The sequence below is a fragment of the Brevundimonas sp. T2-11 genome (genome assembly GCF_055397675.1).
The window spans coordinates 41,575-62,308 of sequence record NZ_AP027920.1; the positions used below are offsets into that span (position 1 = coordinate 41,575).

The 20,734-nt window shown below is 69.6% G+C and carries 22 protein-coding genes; 11 read left to right on the forward strand and 11 right to left on the reverse strand.

Annotated features, from left to right (window positions below):
* Window positions 1-58: 58 nt before the first annotated feature.
* The 3 genes from ACZ5XO_RS00255 to ACZ5XO_RS00265 are packed head-to-tail and all read right to left on the reverse strand — an operon-like array spanning window position 59 to window position 3,359.
* Window positions 59-658 (reverse strand): TetR/AcrR family transcriptional regulator, encoded by a 600-nt coding sequence (locus tag ACZ5XO_RS00255; RefSeq protein WP_464163351.1) that lies wholly within the window; start codon window positions 656-658, stop codon window positions 59-61.
* The gene (locus ACZ5XO_RS00260) at window positions 658-2,250 is read right to left on the reverse strand and encodes a DHA2 family efflux MFS transporter permease subunit (RefSeq protein ID WP_464163352.1); all 1,593 of its coding nucleotides are present in this window, start codon (window positions 2,248-2,250) and stop codon (window positions 658-660) included. Before ACZ5XO_RS00260 ends, ACZ5XO_RS00255 begins: the two co-directional genes overlap by 1 nt.
* The gene (locus tag ACZ5XO_RS00265) at window positions 2,247-3,359 is read right to left on the reverse strand and encodes an HlyD family secretion protein (RefSeq protein WP_464163353.1); all 1,113 of its coding nucleotides are present in this window, start codon (window positions 3,357-3,359) and stop codon (window positions 2,247-2,249) included. Before ACZ5XO_RS00265 ends, ACZ5XO_RS00260 begins: the two co-directional genes overlap by 4 nt.
* A 137-nt stretch (window positions 3,360-3,496) precedes the next feature.
* Here ACZ5XO_RS00265 and nth point away from each other — a divergent pair, with 137 nt between their 5' ends.
* Window positions 3,497-4,252, forward strand: coding sequence for an endonuclease III (gene nth / locus ACZ5XO_RS00270; RefSeq protein WP_464163354.1), 756 nt, complete (start codon window positions 3,497-3,499; stop codon window positions 4,250-4,252).
* A 173-nt stretch (window positions 4,253-4,425) separates the two neighbouring features.
* Here nth and ACZ5XO_RS00275 read toward each other — a convergent pair whose 3' ends face one another.
* On the reverse strand, window positions 4,426-5,316 hold the full coding sequence (locus ACZ5XO_RS00275; protein WP_464163355.1) for an ATP-grasp domain-containing protein: 891 nt from the start codon (window positions 5,314-5,316) through the stop codon (window positions 4,426-4,428).
* A gap of 97 nt (window positions 5,317-5,413) precedes the next feature.
* Between ACZ5XO_RS00275 and ACZ5XO_RS00280 the strand changes: the two genes are divergently transcribed.
* The 5 genes from ACZ5XO_RS00280 (at window position 5,414) to ACZ5XO_RS00300 (ending at window position 8,254) form a co-directional block, all read left to right on the forward strand.
* Window positions 5,414-6,436 (forward strand): adenosine kinase, encoded by a 1,023-nt coding sequence (locus ACZ5XO_RS00280; protein WP_464163356.1) that lies wholly within the window; start codon window positions 5,414-5,416, stop codon window positions 6,434-6,436.
* A gap of 66 nt (window positions 6,437-6,502) precedes the next feature.
* A complete protein-coding gene (locus tag ACZ5XO_RS00285) occupies window positions 6,503-7,222 on the forward strand; it encodes a heme ABC transporter permease (protein WP_464164943.1) in 720 nt (239 codons plus the stop codon).
* Between the two features lie 11 nt (window positions 7,223-7,233).
* Window positions 7,234-7,386 (forward strand): heme exporter protein CcmD, encoded by a 153-nt coding sequence (gene ccmD / locus ACZ5XO_RS00290; protein WP_464163357.1) that lies wholly within the window; start codon window positions 7,234-7,236, stop codon window positions 7,384-7,386.
* Window positions 7,383-7,943 carry a DsbE family thiol:disulfide interchange protein gene (locus tag ACZ5XO_RS00295; protein WP_464163358.1) on the forward strand — a complete coding sequence of 187 codons (561 nt, stop codon included), beginning with the start codon at window positions 7,383-7,385 and terminating at the stop codon, window positions 7,941-7,943. The genes ccmD and ACZ5XO_RS00295 overlap by 4 nt, the downstream gene beginning before the upstream one ends.
* Window positions 7,944-8,014: 71 nt before the next feature.
* Window positions 8,015-8,254: a hypothetical protein gene (locus tag ACZ5XO_RS00300; RefSeq protein WP_464163359.1), complete on the forward strand. Its 240-nt coding sequence runs from the start codon at window positions 8,015-8,017 to the stop codon at window positions 8,252-8,254.
* On the opposite strand, the gene ACZ5XO_RS00305 is transcribed toward ACZ5XO_RS00300, so the two are convergent.
* The 3 genes from ACZ5XO_RS00305 to ftsY form a co-directional block, all read right to left on the reverse strand.
* Window positions 8,251-8,898, reverse strand: coding sequence for a MarR family winged helix-turn-helix transcriptional regulator (locus ACZ5XO_RS00305; RefSeq protein WP_464163360.1), 648 nt, complete (start codon window positions 8,896-8,898; stop codon window positions 8,251-8,253). The genes ACZ5XO_RS00300 and ACZ5XO_RS00305 overlap by 4 nt on opposite strands.
* A gap of 211 nt (window positions 8,899-9,109) precedes the next feature.
* Window positions 9,110-9,754, reverse strand: coding sequence for an inner membrane-spanning protein YciB (locus ACZ5XO_RS00310; RefSeq protein ID WP_464163361.1), 645 nt, complete (start codon window positions 9,752-9,754; stop codon window positions 9,110-9,112).
* Window positions 9,755-9,757: 3 nt separating this feature from the next.
* Window positions 9,758-10,693, reverse strand: a complete 936-nt coding sequence (gene ftsY, locus ACZ5XO_RS00315) for a signal recognition particle-docking protein FtsY (RefSeq protein ID WP_464163362.1) — start codon at window positions 10,691-10,693, stop codon at window positions 9,758-9,760.
* Between the two features lie 182 nt (window positions 10,694-10,875).
* Between ftsY and ACZ5XO_RS00320 the strand changes: the two genes are divergently transcribed.
* The 3 genes from ACZ5XO_RS00320 to ACZ5XO_RS00330 all read left to right on the forward strand — a co-directional run bounded on the left by ACZ5XO_RS00320 (window position 10,876) and on the right by ACZ5XO_RS00330 (window position 13,990).
* Window positions 10,876-12,924, forward strand: a complete 2,049-nt coding sequence (locus ACZ5XO_RS00320) for an NAD(+) synthase (RefSeq protein ID WP_464163363.1) — start codon at window positions 10,876-10,878, stop codon at window positions 12,922-12,924.
* A gap of 172 nt (window positions 12,925-13,096) precedes the next feature.
* Entirely contained in the window at window positions 13,097-13,699 is a 603-nt protein-coding gene (locus tag ACZ5XO_RS00325) for a DUF4168 domain-containing protein (RefSeq protein ID WP_464163364.1), read from the forward strand.
* A 66-nt stretch (window positions 13,700-13,765) separates the two neighbouring features.
* Window positions 13,766-13,990, forward strand: coding sequence for an alkylphosphonate utilization protein (locus tag ACZ5XO_RS00330; RefSeq protein ID WP_039245979.1), 225 nt, complete (start codon window positions 13,766-13,768; stop codon window positions 13,988-13,990).
* 169 nt (window positions 13,991-14,159) lie between these two features.
* On the opposite strand, the gene ACZ5XO_RS00335 is transcribed toward ACZ5XO_RS00330, so the two are convergent.
* The 3 genes from ACZ5XO_RS00335 to ACZ5XO_RS00345 all read right to left on the reverse strand — a co-directional run bounded on the left by ACZ5XO_RS00335 (window position 14,160) and on the right by ACZ5XO_RS00345 (window position 16,742).
* A complete protein-coding gene (locus ACZ5XO_RS00335; RefSeq protein WP_464163365.1) occupies window positions 14,160-15,056 on the reverse strand; it encodes an alpha/beta fold hydrolase in 897 nt (298 codons plus the stop codon).
* 67 nt (window positions 15,057-15,123) lie between these two features.
* Window positions 15,124-15,633: a D-glycero-alpha-D-manno-heptose-1,7-bisphosphate 7-phosphatase gene (locus ACZ5XO_RS00340; protein ID WP_464163366.1), complete on the reverse strand. Its 510-nt coding sequence runs from the start codon at window positions 15,631-15,633 to the stop codon at window positions 15,124-15,126.
* 8 nt (window positions 15,634-15,641) lie between these two features.
* Complete coding sequence (locus ACZ5XO_RS00345) at window positions 15,642-16,742, reverse strand: AGE family epimerase/isomerase (RefSeq protein WP_464163367.1); 1,101 nt, start codon at window positions 16,740-16,742, stop codon at window positions 15,642-15,644.
* A gap of 207 nt (window positions 16,743-16,949) precedes the next feature.
* Here ACZ5XO_RS00345 and ACZ5XO_RS00350 point away from each other — a divergent pair, with 207 nt between their 5' ends.
* A complete protein-coding gene (locus ACZ5XO_RS00350) occupies window positions 16,950-18,110 on the forward strand; it encodes a DegT/DnrJ/EryC1/StrS family aminotransferase (protein WP_464163368.1) in 1,161 nt (386 codons plus the stop codon).
* 5 nt (window positions 18,111-18,115) lie between these two features.
* The gene (locus ACZ5XO_RS00355; protein ID WP_464163369.1) at window positions 18,116-19,048 is read left to right on the forward strand and encodes a Gfo/Idh/MocA family oxidoreductase; all 933 of its coding nucleotides are present in this window, start codon (window positions 18,116-18,118) and stop codon (window positions 19,046-19,048) included.
* Here ACZ5XO_RS00355 and ACZ5XO_RS00360 read toward each other — a convergent pair.
* Complete coding sequence (locus ACZ5XO_RS00360; RefSeq protein ID WP_464163370.1) at window positions 19,045-20,718, reverse strand: sensor histidine kinase; 1,674 nt, start codon at window positions 20,716-20,718, stop codon at window positions 19,045-19,047. The two genes, ACZ5XO_RS00355 and ACZ5XO_RS00360, sit on opposite strands and share 4 nt — an antisense overlap.
* Between the last annotated feature and the right edge of the window lie 16 nt (window positions 20,719-20,734).

Sequence of the window (20,734 nt, forward strand, 5' to 3'; positions counted from 1 at the left end):
GGGGGGCAGACAGACCTCGGCGCTTTACGCCGATCCGGGGCCGGGGCCAAACCCCGGACTAGTTCGGGGCGAAGGCGCGGATGAAGCGGCGGGCGGTCTCGCGGGCGCGGGCCGGGGCGTCGTCCTCGTGCGGATGAGGCAGGCCCAGGACAGCGCGCAGGTGGCCGTGGCCCAGGACCATGCCGGCGAACATCTCGGCGGCGGCGGCGGGATCGGGCACGCTCAGCAGGCCAAGACGGTCCTGTTCGCTCAGCCAGGCGGCGATGCGGCGCACGCTTTCGCCCGGCCCGGCGTCATAGATGGCGCGAGCCAGTTCGGGGGCTTCGGGCGACATCAGGGCCACTCCGCGCAGGGAGGCGCCCTTGCCCTCGCGGCAGATCTTGCTGATCAGGGTCTCGGCGATGGCGGTCAGGACCTCTTCGGGCGGGGCCCCGGACTTCAGCGGCGCGGTGACGGCGTCCGAACGCTGGGCCGCCAGGGCCCGGCCGATGTCGGTCTTGGTGGGAAAGCGGTTGTAGAGGGTCTGTTTCGACACGCCCGCGCGTCGGGCGATCTCGGTCATCGAGGCGCCCGCGCCCTTTTCCACGAACAGGTCCGAGGCGGCCTGAAGAATGGCCGCGCTCTTGAGCTCGTCGATCTGACCGGGGGCGCGGGGCATCAGTGGACCTCGGACGGGCCGGCCGAGGGGTCGGGCTTGCCCGGCTTGGACAGCAGGGTGACGAAGGCGGCGCAGGCGCAGGCGATGGCCAGCAGGGCGAAGGCGTCGCCGAAGGCTAGGGTCGTCGCCTGCTTCTGCAGCATGCCGTAGAAGGCCTTCATCGCCGAAGCCTGGGGGTCGATGGAGCCCGAGAAGCGCTGGGCCAGGCCGGCGATCATGTTCCTGACGGCGGCGTCGGACTGGTTGATGGCGCTGGTCAGCTCGACCATGTGCAGGGCCGAGTTCTGGGTCAGGGAGGTGTTGAGGATGGCCAGGCCGAAGGCGCCTCCGACGTTGCGGGACAGGTTCACCAGGCCCGAGGCGTTCTTGACCATGTTCGGCGGCAGGGTGGACATGGTCACCTGTTGCGAGGCGATCATGGCGATCATGACGCCGCAGCCGCGCACGGCCTGAACCCCGGCGAACTCCCAGAAGCCCCACTCGTCCGTGACCAGGCGCGCGTCCCACATGCCCCAGGCGCAGAGGATGAAGCCGAGGAACATCAGGATGCGGGGATCAAGCAGCCGCACCAGACGCCCGGCGAAGGGCGCCGTGGCGAACATGGCCAGACCGGAGACCACCATGGTGGTGCCGACCTCGGCCGCCGAATAGTCACGCACCCGGCCGAGGAAGAGGGGCAGCAGGAAGGTGCCGCCGAACAGGGCCGCGCCGACGATGAAGGTCATGATGACCCCGACGACGAAGTTGCGGTTGGCGAAGGCGCGCAGCTCGACGATCGGGTTGTAATAGACCAGCGAGCGCCAGATGAAGGCCGGGCCGCAGATCACGGCCACCAGGCTGAGCAGCAGGATGTGGTCGTCGGCGAACCAGTCGTTCTTGGCCCCTTCCTCCAGCACGAATTGCAGGCTCATCAGGAAGGCCGCCATGAGGCCCAGACCCCACCAGTCAAAGCCCTTGGCCAGCGAGGCGTCGCCCTTGTCGAAATGGGCGTAGCGGCCGACCAGGAAGAGGACGATCACGCCGGGGAAGATGTTGATGAAGAAGAGCCAGCGCCAGCTGAGCCATTCCGTCAGGTGACCGCCCAGGGTCGGACCGACGGTGGGGGCCAGGGTGACGATCAGACCCATGATGACGCTGGCGGTGACGCGCTTCTCGGGCGGGAAGGCGGTGAAGGCCACGGCGAAGACGGTCGGGATCATGGCCCCGCCGAGGAAGCCCTGCAGCGCGCGGAAGAAGATCATCATCTCGACTGACGACGACAAGCCGACGGCCACGCTCATGATCAGGAAGCCGACGCAGGAGGCGAGGAAGAGCTTCTGCGTGCCCCACAGCCGCGACAGGTATCCCGACAGGGGGATCATCACGACCTCGGGGATCAGATAGGCGGTCTGGATCCAGCTGATCTCGTCAGCCGAGGCGCCGACGCCGGCCTGGATCTGCGGCAGGGAGGCGGCGACGATCTGGATGTCCAGGATGGCCATGAACTGGCCGATGACCATGCCGGCGAAGCCGAGCAGCAGGACAGGCCAGTTGATCTCCGGCCGGGCGGTCGCGTCGGCCGGAGCGCCCGCCGGAACGGCGGCGTCGGTCACCGGGCCGTGTCCAGCGACGCGGTTTCAACCTGGCCCAGATGGGCGTCGGCGAAGGCGGCGCCGCCCTGGCTCTTGAGATCGACCTTGACCTCGACCGACAGGCCGGGACGCAGGACGACGGGCTCGCCCGAGGCGCGGCGGTCGACGACGATGCGGACCGGAACGCGCTGGGTGATCTTGGTGAAGTTGCCGGTGGCGTTCTCGACCGGGATCAGGGCGAACTCTGAGCCGGTGGCCGGGGCGAAGCTGTCGATGCGGCCGACGATGGCCTGGCCGGGGAAGGCGTCGGCCTTGATCTCGACTTCCTGTCCCAGGCGCATGCGGCCGACCTGGGTCTCCTTGAAGTTGGCGACGACGTAGGTGTCCTGCAGGGGGACGATGGACATCATCTGTCCGCCGGCCTGAACCACCTGGCCGACGCGGACGCCGCGAGCGCCCACGACCCCGGCGACCGGGGCGCGGATGACGGTGCGGTCCAGGGTCAGCTGGGCCTGATCGACCAGGGCGCGGGCCTGCTCGACGGCGGCGACGCTCTGGCTGCGGGTCGAGCCGAGGACGGCGGCGGTGCGCTGTTCGGCGGTCAGGGCGGCCTGGGCCTGGGCGACCGTGGCGCGGGCGGTTTCGGCCGTGGCGCGCTGGGTTTCGATGCGCTGCTGCGACACCCAGCCCTGTTCAGCCAGCTTGCCGTAGCGGTCGACTTCGGCGCGGGCCAGACCGGCCTGGGCCTGGGCCTGGGTGACGGCGGCGGCGCGGGCGGCGATGTTGGCCTGTTCCTGCTCGGCGCGGGCGTCGACATTGGCCACGGCGGCGGTCAGGGCGGCCAGATTGGCCTGGGCCTGGACCAGGGCGGCCTTGGCGTCGGCGTCGTCCAGACGGGCCAGGACCTGACCGGCCTCGACGCGCTGGTTGTCCTTGACCAGGACCTCGATCACCTCGCCGTTGATACGGGGACTGACGGCGACGGTGTCGGCCTGGACGAAGGCGTTGTCGGTCGCCTCCCAGCGCTGCTTGCCCTGCCACCAGACCACGCCGCCGGCGATCAGGGCGAGGCCGACGACGCCGCCGACGATCAGGGGCAGGCGTTTCTTCAGAGGGACGGGGAGGGCCATGGGGAGACAGCTCGCTTCGATTTCGGCGCGTAAAATGGACAGGACCGTCCAAAATACAAGGGGCGCCTGCGCGAATTCGTCGCACCGTGTCGGCGGCGCCCGGTTGACGCCGCGCGCGCGGAAGGCGAAGCGAGGGCATGACCGTCCGCCCCCGTCCCGCCGCCAAGGCTGTCCGCGCTGCTCTGACCCCGCCCAAGGGAAAGCGGTCGCGCGCGCCGAAGAGGGCGCCGGTCGGGGCGATCATCGGCTGGCCGCCGGACGAGGATCGGGTCGAGGAGATCTTCGTCCGCCTGTCGGGGATCATGCCGGACCCGAAGACCGAGTTGGACTTCGTCAATCCCTACACCCTGGTGGTGGCCGTGGCCCTGTCGGCCCAGGCGACCGACGTGGGGGTCAACAAGGCGACCAAGGCCCTGTTCGCCGTCGCCGACACCCCGCAGAAGATGCTGGCCCTGGGCGAGGAGGGGCTGATCCCGCTGATCGCCTCCATCGGCCTCTATCGCACTAAGGCGAGGAACGTCATCGCGGCGGCGCGGATGCTGGTCGAACAACATGGCGGCGAGGTGCCGCTGAACCGCGCCGACCTGCAGGCTCTGCCCGGCGTGGGGCGCAAGACCGCCAGCGTGGTGCTGAACGAACTGGGGATCGAGCCGGCCATCGCGGTGGACACCCACGTCTTCCGTGTCTCGCACCGGCTGGGGCTGGCCAACGCCGCGACGCCGGACAAGGTCGAGCAGCAGCTGCACAAGGTCGTGCCCGAGGCCTGGCTGCCCAAGGCGCACCACTGGCTGATCCTGCACGGCCGCTACACCTGCCTGGCGCAGCGGCCCAAGTGCGGGGCCTGCGTGATCGCCGACCTGTGCCCGTCGCGGGCGAGTTTCGTCGGGGTTTGAGTTCGTCATCCTCCGGCGAGCGCAGCGAGACCGGGGGACCCAGCGGCGCCGAAGGCGATCTTTAGCTGCAAGCGTGGCACGTGGGGCTTTCGCCCTCCGGGCGCCGCTGGGTCCCCCGGTCTGCGCGGCTGCGCCGCTTGCCGGAGGATGACGGAAGAAGAAGGGGTGGGCTGCTACAGACCCAGCCGCTGCGCCACCGCCCGGCCGATGCGGGCGCCGGCCTCGGGGGCGGCTCCGAGGTAGAAGTCGGGCTCGATCAACTCGGCCTCCATCAGCAGCCACTGGCCGTCGGCGTCCGGCACCATGTCGATGCGGGCGTAGAGCAGGGGCTCGTCGATGGCCGCCAGCGTCCGTTCCGCCAGGGCCAGGGCGCCCTCGGGGGCCTGATCCAGCCGCTGGTACTGGCCGCCGTACTGGACCTGGATGCGGAACTCGTCGGCGTGGGCCGGGCGCTTGTTGACCACGTGGCTCAGTTCGCCGCCGAAGAAGAGCAGGGAGGTTTCGCCTTCGGTGGCGATGGTCGGCAGGAAGGGCTGTACCATGGCCCCGCCGACCGGGGCGTCGGACAGCACCTGTTCCAGCAAATCGCCGGCCGTGACCTTGAGCGTGCGCCAGGCGCCGCCGGACACGGTCGGCTTGACGATTAGCTGCTCGGCGCCGGTGGCGGCGAAGGCGGCCTCGACCACGGCGGGGCTGGCGTGGTCGGTCCAGATGGTCGGCGGGATGGCCACGCCCTTTTCCGCCAGCCGGGCCAGGTAGCGCTTGTCCGAGTTCCAGCGCAGGACCTCGGCGGGATTGGCCAGGGGCGCGCCGGCCTCGGCCCAGGTCGCGCAGGCCTGAAGCCAGTGCTCGTGGTCGCGGTGGTAGCCCCAGACGATCAGGGGCAGGACCAGGGGATAGTCCATCAGGCCATGGGCGCTCTCGACATGCTCGGTCCAGGGCGTCGGACGGGCCTTGATCCCCGCCGTGGCGAGCGCCGCCGACAGCCGGTCCAGAACGCCTGGCCATTGCCCGGCGTAGGAGGGATCGGCGGGATCGGGGGTCAGGACGGCGACTTCGGTCATGCGAAAAACTCCTCAGGCCGGACTGCATAGGCTGTTTTCGGCGACCGCGAAAAGCCCGGCGCTGGCGTCGCGCGCTCTGTCCCGCTATGGGGCGCGCATGACCCAGAACAACGCTACCGCCCGCTTCGACGTCTGCGCCGTCGGCAACGCCATCGTCGACGTGCTGAGCCCGTGCGAGCCCGCCTTCCTCGAGGCCCAGGGCCTGACGCCCGGCTCGATGCAGCTGGTGGACGAGGCCCAGAGCGCGGCCCTCTATGACGCCATGGCGGCGGGGGTTGAGGCCTCGGGCGGGTCGGCCGGCAACACCGTGGCGGGCGTCGGCTCGTTCGGCGGTCGCGCGGCCTATATCGGCAAGGTGGCCCAGGACACCCTGGGCGAGGTCTTCAGCCACGACATCCGCGCCGCCCACGTCCACTTCGACACGCCGGTTCTGGAAGGCGGCGCGGGCGCCGGCTTCGGCACCGGCCGGTGCCTGATCAATGTCACGCCCGACGCCCAGCGCACCATGTGCACCTTCCTCGGCGCCGCCAACCAGCTGACGACCGCCGACATCGACGCGGACCTGATCGGCGACAGCGCCATCGTCTATCTGGAAGGCTATCTGTTCGACCCGGCCCCGGCCCGCGCCGCCTTCGAGGCCGCCGCCGCCGCCGCCCACGCCGCGGGCCGCAAGGTCGCCATCACCCTGTCGGACAGCTTTGTCGTCCATCGCTGGCGCGCCGAGCTGCTGGCCTTCATCGAGGCCTCGGCCGACATCGTTCTGGCCAACGAAGGCGAGCTGCACGCCCTGTTCGAGACCGAGGACTTCGACCACGCCGCTGCCCACCTGGGCCGCATCGTCGAGGTCGCCGCCGTGACGCGCGGTGAAAAGGGCTCGGTCATCTTCCGCGGCGAGGAGCGGGTCGAGGTCGCCGCCTTCCCCGTCGACAAGGTGGTCGACACCACGGGCGCGGGCGACCAGTACGCCGCCGGCGTCCTGCTGGGTCTGGCGCGCGGCCTGAGCCTGGCCGAAGCCGGCGCCCTGGGGTCGCTGGCCGCCTCGGAAGTCATCGCCCACTGGGGGCCGCGTCCGATGGTCAAGCTGGAGGCCCTGGCCGCCGAGCACGGGCTGAAGCTCTGATCGCGACGATGGACCACGCGCGGGGGGCGCTTGCCGTTCCCCGCCGCGCCGCGTAATCGGCGGACCATGTTCGGCCTCGCCAATCCCGACCGCTTCATGCGCTTCACCCGCCCGCTGACCCCGGTGCTGTGGGGGCTGGCGCTTGTCCTGCTGGCGGTCGGGACCTGGCTCAGCTTCGCCGCGCCCGCCGACTATCAGCAGGGCGACACGGTGCGGATCATGTTCGTCCATGTGCCTGCCGCGACCCTGGGGCTGGGCGCCTATGCCGCCCTGGGCCTGTCCAGCTTCTTCGCCCTGGTGTTCCGCCATCCGCTGGCCGACGCCGCCGCGCGCGCCGCCGCCCTGCCGGGCGCGGTCCTGACGGGTCTGGCCCTGATCACCGGCTCGCTGTGGGGCCAGCCCATGTGGGGGACCTGGTGGGTATGGGACGCGCGTCTGACCAGCGTCCTGGTGCTGTTCCTGTTTTACCTCGGCTACATGGCCCTGCGCGCCTCGATCGACGATGAGCAGAAGGCCGGGCGCGCCGCCGCCGTTTTGGGGCTGGTCGGCCTGATCAACCTGCCCATCGTCAAGTTCTCGGTCGACTGGTGGAACACCCTGCATCAGCCGGCCTCGCTGCTGCGCGCGGGCGGGACCAGTCTGGACCCGGCCTATCTGGTGCCCCTGCTGACCATGATGGCGGCCTACGGGATGCTGTTCGGGGCCGTCTGGCTGACCTCGATCCGCACCGAGGTGCGCCGCCGTCGCGTCCTGTCCCTACGCGCCCGCGCCGCCCAAGAAGCCTAGAGGAGCCGCCGATGCCGGATCTCGACATGAGCCCCTACGGCGTCTTCGTCTGGTCGTCCTGGGCGATCAGCGCGGCGGCTCTGGCGGCGATTTCGATACGCGCCCTGATCGCCGCCCGGCGCTGGAAGCGCGAGCTGGCCCGTCTGGAAGAGGCCCGCAAATGAACCGCTGGTTCGCCCTGGTCCCCATCGCGGCGCTCGTCGCCCTGGGCGTCTTTCTGATGTTCCAGCTGAACACCCTGTCCGGGGCGCCCGGCGAGGGGCGCGAGTACAAGCCCGACGCCCTGGTCGGTCAGCCCATTCCCGAGACCGTCCTGCCCATCCTGCAAGGCGAGGTTGAGACCGATCAGCGTCTGGACCTGAAGACGGCGGGCGTCGGCAAGCCGATGATCGTCAACCTGTTCGCCAGCTGGTGCGCGCCCTGTCGTCTGGAGCACCCTCAGCTGATGCAGCTGAAGGCCCAGGGGATCAACGTCATCGGCGTGGCCTACAAGGACGAGCCGGTCGCCACGCGCGCTTTCCTCGACGAACTGGGCGATCCCTACGCCCTGGTGCTGGTGGACCGCGAGGGGCGGGCGGGGCTGGACCTGGGGGTCTCGGGCGTGCCGGAAAGCTTTGCGGTGGACGCCTATGGGACCATCGTCGCCAAGTCCTCGGGGCCGGTGCTGACGGACGCCGACCTGCAGAAGCTGGTGGACGCCCTGAAGGCGCCGCCGCGCTAGAGGCGATCCGCGCGAAACAGGGTGAATCGCGCATTAACCATATCTAGAGGCTTTGGACGGATCGTCGGCCCATGTCCGCGATCCCGTCAGAACGCCCGGCCTTCCCGCCTCCCGCAGGCGGCGCGGCCCATGCGCTGAGAACCTCCCAGTCCGCCTTCTTCCGCGCGGCCATGGGCATGAGCGCGCCGGCGCCCGTCGCCGCGCCGGTCGAAACGCGCGCGGACACGCCGGTGCGGTCGGTGCAGACGCCCGAAGCCCCGTCCACCGCGCGCTATCAGCGGCCCGGCTCCCTGCTGGATATTCGGGTCTAGCCCTTCGCCGCATCCTTCAGCGGGATAACCACGGCTTCGGCGACGACGGGCTCAGTCGTCGCTGCAGCGGCCTTCTTCTTCTTTTTCGGCTTTCCGGCGTCCAGCGCCTTCTTGGCGGCTTTCTCGGCCTTGCGGGCTTCCTTGGCCGCCTTCCTGGCCGCCTTGGCTTCGGCTTTGGCCTGTTCTGGGGCGGCGTCGGCGGCCTCGGTCAGGCTGGTCAGCAGGTCCAGGAAGCCTTCGCGGCGGGCCTTGGGCAGCAGGGCCAGGATGCGCTTGTCGGCGGCCTCGACGCGGGGGCGGGCGGCTTCCAGAGCGGCCTGACCGGCCTCGGACAGGCGCACCGCCTTGGCGCGGGCGTCCAGGGCCGAGCGCTCGCGTTCCAGCAGGCCCCTGGCGGTCATGCGGGCGACCAGATCGGCCAGGGTCGAGCGGTCGATGCCGGTGGCCTTGACCAGATCGGTCTGGGTCAGGCCCGAGCGCACCGACACCGCCTCCAGCACCGCGAACTGGCGCTGGGTCAGGCCGTCGGGCCCGGCTTCCTCGGCGTAGATGTCGAGCGCCAGCTGCAGCACCCGGTGCATCAGATGGCTGGGCGATTCCGCCAGCCCGCCCTTGATCTTCGCCTGCTTGCCTGACTTGACCATTGTCTTCGATCCCTGTTCCGACCGCGAGGAGAGGGTCGGACATGGCGCGACAGCTAACAGCCGCGCTTTACGCTTTGACGACGGTAAGCCTGACGGTTTGAAGACATTTTGTCTGGGGCCTACCGCGCTTCGCGCTACTTGAGGCCCCGGCAAAAGAGCCAGGGCGCCGAGCAGTCGCCACGGTTTAGGTCGTCAGAATGCTGACGGTTCCCTAGAGCCCCGTATCGGGCGAGATGGGGCCGGGCTCTTCGTCCTTGATCATGTTCTTCATGATCAATGGCACCTGGCACAGGCCGAAGATGGAGGCGGCGATCCACAGGACGCCGCGGAAGGCGGTCCAGACGCCGTTGGGGTCGGGGGCGCCCAGGTTCAGCGCCGACCAGATGGCGGTGACGGCGGTCGGACTGCGGAAGACCTCGTTGGCGATGGCGACGCACAGGAAATAGAGGCCGTAGCGCAGGGTGAGGGTGCGCCAGGCGGCGTCGGTCACCTTGATGGCCGAGCCGAGCAGGGCCTTGAACGGCGACTTGTTCAACGGCAGCGAGCCCAGCAGCACGGCGGCCAGCAGGCCGTTCTGCACCGTCAGCTTCAGCTTCACGAACAGGTCGTCGTCGGTGAGGATGGTCAGGGCGCCGAAGACCAGGGCGAAGCCGCCGGTGATCAGGGGCATGGGCGCCAGACGACGTTCCAGCACGAAGCCGACCGCCAGGGCGATGGCCGAGGCGATGACCAGGACCCAGGTGGCCTTGATCATGTCGCGGGTGATGAAATAGGCGGCCATGAAGGCGATCAGGGCGCCGAAATCGACGGCCTGACGGATCCACTGCGGACGCTTGGTTTCGACGGCTTCACTCATCACTCAGTCCTCGAGCCCGACCAGAGACCGGGAAAACGCGCGCGCGTCGAAGGGTTGCAGGTCATCGACGCCTTCGCCGACGCCGATCAGCTTGATCGGGGCGTCCGAGGCCTGGGCCACGGGGACCAGAACGCCGCCGCGCGCGGTGCCGTCCAGCTTGGTCATGACCACGCCCGAGACATAGGCGGTGCGGCCGAAGATCTTTTCCTGCTCCAGGGCGTTGCGGCCCACGGTGGCGTCCAGCACCAGCAGGGTCTCGTGCGGGGCGTCGGCGTCGACCTTTTTCAGCACGCGGACGATCTTCAGCAGTTCGTCCATCAGGGTCGACTTGTTCTGCAAGCGCCCGGCGGTGTCGATCAGGACCACGTCGTAGCCCTCGGCCCTGGCCTTGGTATAGGCGTCAAACGCGAGCCCGGCGGCGTCGGCGCCGTCGCGGCGGCTCTCGAAATGGGCGCCGGCGCGGTCGGCCCAGACCTTGAGCTGTTCGCGGGCGGCCGCGCGGAAGGTGTCGCCGGCGACGATCATCACCTTGGCGCCCTTGGCGGTCAGGTCCGAGGCGATCTTGCCCAGGGTCGTGGTCTTGCCCGAGCCGTTCACCCCGACGAAGAGGACGACATAGGGCTTGGGCCCGCTGAGCGGGTCGAAGGTCGCCTGACGCGGCGTCAGTTCGGCGGCCACGGCCTCGGCCAGGGCCTCCTTGATCTCGCGCTCGTCGGACGACTTGCCGAAGCGCAGCTCGCGGAAGCGCTCGACGATGCGGGCCGAGGCGGCGGGGCCGAGATCGCTCTCGATCAGGTGCTCTTCCAGACGCTCCAGCGCCTCTTCGGACAGGGGCTCCTTCACGAAGGTCGAGACGACCTGTTCGGTCATCTGCTTGGAAGACCGGGACAGACCCGCGCTCAGTCGCTGGAACCAGCCTTTTTTGGGCGTATCGCTCATGGGGTGAGCCTTAGCCGACAGCGGTTCGCAGGTCACGCGCGTTCCTTTGTCCCGGCGGCCGGGCGCGGGCGCTTTGGCTTCGGGTCGCAACCCTATATTGATCGAACGGTCCTAGAGATCGGGCGCCGCGCTTCGCGGCTCTCACTGGGTCCCGGCGTCCGCCGGGATGAGCGGAAAGATTGATGGCGAAGTCCGAGACGCATCCCTTCCACGCCCCGCGCAGCCACGGCTTCGTGCGCGTCGCCGCCGCGACCCCGGTGGTCCATGTCGCCGACCCGGCCGCCAACGCCGAAGAGCATGAGCGGCTGATCCGTCAGGCGGGCGAGGCGGGCGTGGACCTGCTGGTCTTCCCCGAGCTGTCGCTGAGCGCCTACGCCATCGACGACCTGCACATGCAGGCGGCCCTGCTGGAAGAGGTGGAGCGCCAGGTGGCGCGGCTGGCCGAGGCGGCGGATGCGGCGGGGGTGATCGCCGTGATCGGCGCGCCGGTCCGCAACGGCGACGCCCTGTTCAACTGCGCCGTCGTGCTGGGCGGGGGCGAGGTGCTGGGCGTGGTCCCCAAGACCTACCTGCCCAACTATCGCGAATACTACGAGAAGCGCTGGTTCGCGCCGGCCGCCAGCCGCAGCGAGGACGCCGTCGTCCTGAACGGTGCGAGCGTCGATTTCGCGCCGGGTCTGATCTTCGAGGCGACCAACCGGCCGGGCTTCGTCTTTGCGGTCGAGATCTGCGAGGACTTCTGGGCGCCGCAGCCGCCGTCGACGCGGGCGGCGCTCGCGGGGGCGCGCATCCTGTGCAACCTGTCGGCTTCCAACATCGTCATCGGCAAGGCGGACGAACGCGCCCTGCTGTGCGCCAGCCAGTCGGCGCGCACCCTGTCGGCCTATGTCTTCGCCGCCTCGGGCTGGGGCGAGAGCACCACGGACCTGGCCTGGGACGGTCAGGCGACCATCCATGAACTGGGCGCCCGTCTGGCCGAGGGCGAGCGCTTTGCCCTGCACAGCCATCTGACCATCGCTGACGTGGACGTGGGCCGCATCGGTCTGGACCGGCTGCGCAACGGCACCTTCGCCGATTGCGCCCGGTTGGAAGGCGAGGCCGCGAGGGTCGTTCCGTTCGAGGCGGGTGCGGGACCGAGCGGCGCCCTGATCCGTCCGCTGGACCGCTTCCCCTTCGTGCCGGACGATGCGGCGCGTCTGGATCAGGACTGTTTCGAGGCTTTCAACATTCAGGTCCAGGGCCTGATGCGGCGGATGACGGCGACGGGGTCGAAGACCCTGGTGATCGGCGTCTCGGGCGGGCTGGATTCGACGCAGGCGTTGCTGGTCGCCTGTCGCGCCTTTGACCGGCTGGAGCTGCCGCGTACCGGCATTCTGGCTTTCACCATGCCGGGCTTCGCGACGTCGGACGGGACGAAGTCCAACGCCTGGGCGCTGATGAAGGCGTTGGGCGTCACAGGCGCCGAGATCGACATCCGTCCCGCCGCCGAGCAGATGCTGCGCGACATCGGCCATGCCTTCGCGGACGGCGAGCCGGTCCACGACATCACCTTCGAGAACGTGCAGGCGGGCTTGCGCACCGACTATCTGTTCCGACTGGCCAATCAGAACCACGCCTTCGTGCTGGGCACCGGCGACCTGTCGGAGCTGGCGCTGGGCTGGTGCACCTATGGCGTCGGCGACCACATGAGCCACTACAATGTCAACGGCGGGGTGGCGAAGACCCTGATCCAGCACCTGATCCGCTGGGTGGCCGAGCGCGGCCTGGTGGGCGAGGCGGCGACGCCGACGCTGCACGCCATTCTGGCCACCGAAATCTCGCCCGAGCTGGTGCCGGCGGGCGCCGACGGGGCGATCCAGTCGACGCAGAGCATCGTCGGCCCCTATGCCCTGAACGACTTCTTCCTCTTCTACATCAGCCGGTTCGGCCTGAAGCCGTCCAAGGTCGCCTATCTGGCGCATCAGGCCTGGGGCGATGCGGCGACGGGCAGCTGGCCGGCGGGTCTGCCGGAGGCCGAGCGGGTCGCCTATGACCTGCCGACCATCAAGGGGTGGCTGCGCAAGTTCCTGATCCGCTTCTTCCAGACCAGCCAGTTCAAGCGCTCGGCCGTGCCGAACGGGCCCAAGGTGGTCACCGGCGGCTCCCTGTCGCCACGCGGCGACTGGCGCGCGCCGTCGGATTCCTCGGCGCGGGCGTGGCTGGATGAGCTGGACGCCCATACGCCGGACTGATGCGCGCAGGGGTTGAAACGACCCGCCTGGGGTTTACGCGTCCGCCGGACGCGGGTTAGCGTTTCGGTCTCCCCGCCCTCTGTGAGCCTGACACAACCCGGTCGTGCGGGAGAGCCCGGACCTGTCCGGGTCAGCCTTGGGCTGAGCGTTCGGGACTGCAGAAGGATAAGCCATGCGTTTTGCAACGGCCGCCGCCCCGACCGCCATTCTGGCCGCCCTGTTCCTGACCGCCGCGCCCGCCATGGCGCAGGACGCGCCACCCGCGCCCGCCGCTGCGCCTGCCGCAGCCGGTGAACCGACCGACGCTGAACTGACCCAGTTCGCCGCCGCCATGAAGACGGTCCAGAGCGTGGCCGCGACCGTCCAGAACGGAACCCCGACCGAAGACCAGCAGGCCCAGATGGCCGCCGCCGTGCAGAACTCGGGTCTGGCCGTTGAACGTTTCAACGCCATTTCGGCCGCTGTCTCGGGCGATCCCGTGCTGCAGGCCCGCGCCGCCGTGGCGGGAACGACGCCGTCCGCGCCGGGCTCGGTCGGGGCGAGCGTCACCGACGCCGAGGCCGGTCAGTTCGCCGCCGCCATGGGCGAAATCTCGGGCATCGCCCGCGCCCTGAACGGCGCCCAGCCGAACGCCGAGCAGCAGGCGCAGATGGCCTCGGCCATCACGGACGCCGGTCTGGAGATCGAGCGTTTCAACGCCATTTCCGCCGCCACGGGCCAGGATGCGCATCTTCAGGCACGGATCGCCCTTGCCCAGGCGCGTCTGGCCGAATAGGCCCTGAGGAGGCGGGGCTGTCGCGGATGCGACGGCCCCCTTTCTCTATATCAGGCGGGATCGACCATGACCGACGACGTGACCAAGGACTCCAACGGCAATCTGCTGGCCGACGGCGACAGCGTGACCCTGATCAAGGATCTGAAGGTCAAGGGTTCGGGCGGGGTGACGCTGAAGCGCGGCACCCTGGTCAAGAACATCCGCCTGACCGGCGACCCCGACGAGATCGAGGCCAATGTCGAGAAGGTGCGTGGCCTCGTCTTGCGGACCGAGTTCGTCAAGAAGGCATAGTTCTGGGCCTACCGCGCTTCGCGCTACTTGAGGCCCGCTTGCCCACAGACCGTCATCTCGGAAGGGGCGTGAGCCGCTATACGGGACCGCGACAGGCGCGACATTCAAACGGCGGCGTGTGCGGCGGTCCCGGCTCTGCGCCGCGCTTCGGCCGGGATGACGCGGCTTGTCAGCCGACGCCCGCCAGGAAGGTGAGGATGCCGGCCCGGGCTTCGGGTTCGTCCAGCATGGGGGCGTGGCCGATCCCCGGAACCTCGACATAGGCCATGCCGGGCGCCGCCTCGCGCATCCGTTCGGCGATCCCGGCGCTGAGCAGGTCCGAGGCGCCGCCGCGCACCAGCAGGGCCGGGCGGTCCGTCGTCAGAGTCCTGAAGGCCGGCCAAAGGTCGGGGACCAGGGCTGCGGCCCCCGCCGCCTTGATCGGGACCGAGATGTCGGGATCGTAGTTCAGCACCGGCCGGCCGTCAGCGTCCTCGCGGAAGATGCGGCGGGCGAAGGCGTCCCAGTCGGCGCCGTCAAATTCGGGAAAGGCGACGGCGTTGATGTCGCGGGCGTAGGCGGCGGCGTCCGCCCAGTTCGTGATCTCGACCTTTCGCCCGGTGTAGGCCGCGATGCGGGCCAGGCCCTCGGGGGCCACTTCCGGCCCCACGTCGTTGATGACGGCGGCGGCGACGGCCTGGGGTCTGAGCGCGGCCAGGGCCATGGTGATCAACCCGCCCATCGAGGTGCCGAGGAAGACCGCCCGGCTGATTCCCGTCTGTTCCATCAGGGCGATCATGTCGCCCGCGTAGACGTCAGGCCTGTAGGTCATGGGATCGGGCGCGCGATCCGACAGACCGCGCCCGCGCACGTCCACCGCCAGGACCCGACGGCCGCTCTGGGCGACCAGACCGGCGATGACGCCGAAGTCGGCGCTGTTGCGGGTCAGGCCATGGATGGCGATGACCGGCAGCTTCGCCTCGCCCGCCGCCGGGGCGTAGTCCCGAGCGTAGAGGCTGAGCCCGTCAGGCGAGGTCCAGCGGCGTTCGACATAACGGTCGGCGAAGGGCGAGGTCGGGGCGGGCATGAAGTCTTCTCCGGCGGTTTCTTATAGCCTCGGCCGCGAGGTTAATTCACCAGATGAAGAATTGCGATCAGCCTGTCAGCAGACCCGCGACGAATTGATCGAGGTCGCCGCCGTCGGGGAAGCGATGGCCAGCCACGCCCGCGCGCCGCGCCGCCTCCAGGTCCGAGGGCTGGTCGCCGATCATCAGGGAGCGGGCCGGGTCGAGGTCGTGCTCGGCCATGGCTTTCAGCAACATGCCGGGATTGGGCTTGCGGTCCGGGTGGTCGGGGTGGCGATAGCGCTCGTCCACGGCCTCGGCGTGGTGCGGGGCGGCGTAGACCGCGTCGATGCGGGCGCCGTTTTCAGCCAGGCGCTCGACCAGCAGGGCGTTGAAGCCGTGCATGGTCTCTTCGCTGAACAGGCCGCGCGCCACGCCGGACTGGTTGGTGACGATGACGGTCACATAGCCGGCGTCGTTGAGCCGCTTCACCGCCTCGGCGGCGCCGGGGATCAGGACCAGCTGGTCGGGACGGTGCGGATAGCCGCTGTCGACGATCAGGACGCCGTCGCGGTCGAGGAAGGCGCCAGGACGCTTCATGGGTCGGCTCATGCGGGCTCCGTCAGCAGGGCCGAGAAGGCGGTCATCAGGTGATAGAGGCTGGAGGCCGGGACGTCGGCGTCTTCGGCTGCGCCCCTGGCGTTGAAACAGTCGATCCAGAGGCCGGGCGCAGCCGTCGCCAGATGGGTGGCGAACAGGGTCTCGGTCAGGGCCAGGGCCTGTTCGGTCCGGTGGCGCAGCAGGAGGGTGCGGACGGCCTCGGTCTGGCCCCAAAGGCGCGCGCCGCCGTGGCGGACCACGCCGATGCGGTCGATCTCGCGCACCATCAGGCCCCGGGCGTCGACGCCGTTGGTCAGGGCCGAGGCGAACAGGGCCTGGGCCTGTCGCTCGTGACCGTCGAGACCGAGACGGCGGGCCTGATCCAGCAGCCAGATCCATTCCATGTGATGGCCCGGCTCGACGACTTGGCCTGCGCCGCCGGGCGCGACGGTCCAGTCGGCGGTGAAATACTCGCCCAGCATCAGGTGTTCGCGGTCGAAGAAGCGGGCGGCGAACAGGTCGAGCACGCGGCGAGCCGCCGCCTCGAAGGCCGGATCGGGGGCGATCGCCTGCCAGGCCAGCAAGGCCTCCAGCATGTGCATGTGCGGGTTCTGGCGACGCGGCAGGACGGGGGGCAGGGCCTCCTGCCAGCCGCCATGAACCGGGTCGGCCATCTGCGCCTCGATGGCGGTCAGGGTGGCCAGGGCCAGCGGCCGGGCGCGGTCATCCTTCAGCACACGCTGCGCGGCGGCGAGGGCGAAGAGGACGAAGGCCAGGTCGTAGAGGTCGGGCGTGGCGTCGATCACGGCGCCCGCGTCATCGGTGGCGCGGATCCATAATCCGTCGTCGCGGCGGTAGTCGCGGATCAGGACGTCGAGGGCGCGGCGGGCGACGGCTTCGCCTTCCGACCAGCCCAGGGCGGCGGCTTCGGCGAAGACATAGACCTGGCGCGCCTGCACCCGCGTACGGCGCGGGCGGCCAATGATGGGGCGGGCGTCGAAGTCCAGCTTTTCGAAGAAGCGGCCCTCGGCGTCGATCCCGGCCTGCGCCCACAGGGGCAGGGCCTGGCCGAACAGCCAGTCGCGGACCCGGGTCTGTGTGATCGGCAACGTCATCTTCTGTGCGGCTTAGGCAGGGTCGCGGGCTTTGCCAAGCACAGGTTTTCGTTGCAACCGGCAACGCGAAGTGACCCTTGCGGGTTTGTCGAGAGGCCCCGGGCTTTGGTAGGAGGCGCTCAAGACCATTGATCCGCCTTCGCGTCCGCGCGCCGAACCGAGTTCCGCCTGCGTGGCCCCCCACCGAGAGAGCGACCCTTCATGACCCTTCCCTTCATCGACCTTCAGGCCCAGCGCCTTCGCCTCGGCGGCAAGATCGAGGCCGCCGTCGCCGACGCCGTCGTCGGCGGCGCCTGGGTCATGGGCCCGCAGGTGCGTCAGTTCGAGGCCGACCTGGCCGCCTTTGGTCAGGCCAAGCACGCCCTGGGCTGCGCCAACGGCACCGACGCCCTGGCCCTGCCGCTGATGGCCTGGGGGATCGGTCGCGGCGACGCCGTCTTCGTGCCCAGCTTCACCTTCGCCGCGACCGCCGAGGTCGTGCCCTGGTTTGACGCCGAGCCGGTCTTCATCGACGTGGACGAGAAGACCTACAACATGAGCCCCGCCCATCTGGAGGCCGCCGTCGAGGCGACGCTGAAGGAAGGCCGCCTGACGCCGCGTGTGGTCATCGCCGTCGACCTGTTCGGCCAGCCGGCCGACTATCCGGCCATCAAGGCCGTCTGCGACAAATACGGTCTGAAGCTGATCTCGGACTCGGCCCAGGGCTTCGGTTGCACCCTCGATGGCGAGCACCCGCTGAAGTGGGCCGACATCACCACCACCAGCTTCTTCCCGGCCAAGCCCCTGGGTTGCTACGGCGACGGCGGGGCGGTGCTGACCAATGACGACGAACTGGCCCAGCTGATCGATTCCATCCGCGTCCACGGCAAGGCGGTGGCGGTCGATCTGAAGGACAAGACCTTCGACCACGACCCCAAATACCTGAACATGCGCGTCGGCCTGAACAGCCGCCTGGACACCATCCAGGCCGCCGTCCTGATCGAGAAGCTGAAGGTCTTCGGGCAAGAGATCGAGTGGCGCAACCGCATCGCCGCCCGCTACAACGAGGGCCTGCGTCCCCACGTCGCCGCCGTGCCGGACGTGCCGACGGGCAATGTCTCGAACTGGGCGCAATACACCATCGAGCATGAGGATCGCGACGGTCTGGCCGCGCACCTCAAGGCCGAGGGCATTCCCACGGCGGTCTATTACCCGATCCCGCTGCACCTGCAGCCGGCCTATGAGATGTATCCGCGCGGGCCGCAGGGCCTGCCGGTGACCGAGCGCCTGATGGAACGGGTCATCAGCCTGCCGATGCACTCGGACCTGGACGAGGCGACGCAGGATCGCATCATCGCCGCCGTCGCCAGCTTCAAGGCCTGATCCTCATGACCCAGCAGACCCCCCTCAAGATCGGCGTCGCCGGCGCCGGCGTCATGGGCCGCAACCACGCCCGCGTCCTGTCCGAACTGCGCGATGTCGAGCTGACGACCGTGTTTGATCCCGACGCCGTGACGGCCGAGGGCGTGGCCGAAGCCTATGGCGCGACCGCCGTGACGACGGCGCAAGAATTCGTCGCCGCCGGTCTGGACGCCGCCGTCATCGCCACGCCGAACCGCTTCCACGCCGAGCTGGGCACAGCCCTGCTGAACGCGGGCGTCCATGTCCTGGTCGAAAAGCCGATCGCGGCCACCGTGGCCGACGCCCAGGCCATGATCGACGCGGCCAAGGCCAACAACCGCGTCCTGATGGTCGGCCATGTCGAGCGCTTCAACCCGGCGGTGGACACGGTCAAGCGCGCCATCGACGGCGACGAGATCATCTCCATCCAGATCACCCGCGTCGGCCCCTTCCCGCCGCGCATGGGCGAGGTCGGGGTGGTCATCGACCTGGCGGTGCACGACATCGACATCATCCGCCACCTGACGGGCTCCGAAGTCGTCGAGGTCCAGTCGTTGCTGGGCCACACCCACGCCTCGCGCGAGGACTCGGCCCTGCTGCAGTTCCGCATGGCCAATGACGTGATCGCCCACATCACCACCAACTGGGTCACGCCCTACAAGACCCGCACCCTGCAGGTCGCCACCAAGAACCGCTTCATCGTCGCCGACCTGATCACCCGCCAGGTGACCGAGTATTTCGGCCAGCAACCGGACGGCTCCTATTCGACGCGGATGCTCAACTCCTGGCCCGCCGAACCGCTCAAGAAGGAGCACGAGGCCTTCGTCCACGCCATCCGCACCGGCGAGACGGCGGCGGTCTCGGGCGAAGACGGCCTGCGCAATCTGGAAGTCGCCCTGCGCTGCCTGGGCGACCACTAGGGCTTAGGCGCGCCGCCGGGCCGGAAGGCCAGGCGGCAATGCAGGCGGCCGTCGGCGTAGTCCATGGCCGCCGATCCGGCGAGGGTCGTACGGATGCTGGTGTCGATCAGGCGCGAGCCGAAGCCCGAGCGCGTCGGCGGCTCGACGACCGGGCCGCCGTGCTCGATCCAGTCCAGGGTGACCCGGCCGTCGTCGTCGGCGTCGGTCCAGCGCACCTCGATCCAGCCGGCCGCGCCGTCCGGGCATTTCAGCGGGCCGTACTTGGCGGCGTTGGTGACCAGTTCATGCAGGATCAGGCCCATCGACAGGGACTGTTCCGCGCCCAGGGTCACGTCCGTTCCCTCCATCCGTAACCGATCCTCGGCATAGGGGCGGAACTCCTGGATCAGGAGATCGCGAAGCCGCGCCTTTTCCCAGCCGTTGGCGGTCAGCAGGTTGTGGGTGTCCGACAGGGCGATCAGCCGCGCCTCGAACAGGCGCATGAAGTCCTCGACGCTGCTGGAGCGACGCGCCGTCAGGGCGGCGATGGACTGGATGGTGGCCAGGGTGTTCTTCACCCGGTGGTTCAGCTCATTGATCAGCAGGCGCTGGCGATGCTCGCTGGTGGCCAGGGCGGCGAAGGCCTGATGCCGGTCGGTGACGTCGGTGATGACGCCCGCCAGCTTGATCGGCTTGCCCGACCGCGAGCGGATCAGTCGGCCGCGCACCTGAAGCCAGCGGCCGCTGTCACGGATCTGATATTCGGCGGCGTAGTCGCCGTCGCCCCTGAGGGCGCGTTCCAGGGCCTCCGCTCGTCGGGCCATGTCCTCGGGCTTCAGCTTGCGGGGAAGGTCGCGGGCGGCGAAGGGCTCGCCCCGGGCCAGGCCGAGGTACTTGCGCGCCCGGCCGGACAGCCAGAGGTCCTGCCCCGGCAGGGCCAGCTCCCAATAGCCGACCCCGCCCGCGTCGATGATGGCGATCAGCTTGTCGCGCTGATCCACCATGGCGACGGCCAGGGCCAGAAACAGGATGAGGACGGTCACCCCGGCGACGGCGGCGGCCAGCATCAGCGGCGGGGCGCCCGGCGTGTCCAGGGGGGCGGCGATCTGGACCGGCGTGACGGTCAGCGCCGCCATGGCCACGTGATGCATGCCCGCGACGGCCAGACCCAGGACCAGGGCCGCCGTCAGCCGCCACAGCCGCGAGCGGTCCTGGTTGACCGCGAACAGGGCGGCGACCGAGGCGAGCAGGGCGACCGCCGCCGAGGCGGCGACCAGTCCGGGTGCATAGGACAGGGCGGCCGATGTTCTCAGCGCCGCCATGCCGACGTAGTGCATGGCGCAGATGCCGGCGCCCATGACCAGGCCCGCCAGGATCATGCGGCGCGTGTCGGCGCGTTCTGCGGCGATCAGGAAGGCGAGGCTGGACCCGGCCGTCGCCAGCAGGAAGGAGACGACGGTCAGGGTCAGATCATAGCGGACCGGCGAACCGGGATCGAAACCCAGCATGGCGATGAAGTGCATCGACCATATGCCGCCGCCCATGGCCGCCGCCGCCGTGGCCAGCCAGGCCAGACGCGCGCCGCCCTGATGGGAACGCACCTGCTGGAACAGGTCCAGCGCCGTCCAGGCCGCGAAGACGGCGACCAGAAAGGACAGGCCGTCGAAGACGGAAACGGCGTGTAGGTGCACTGTCCAGCCTCCCTCG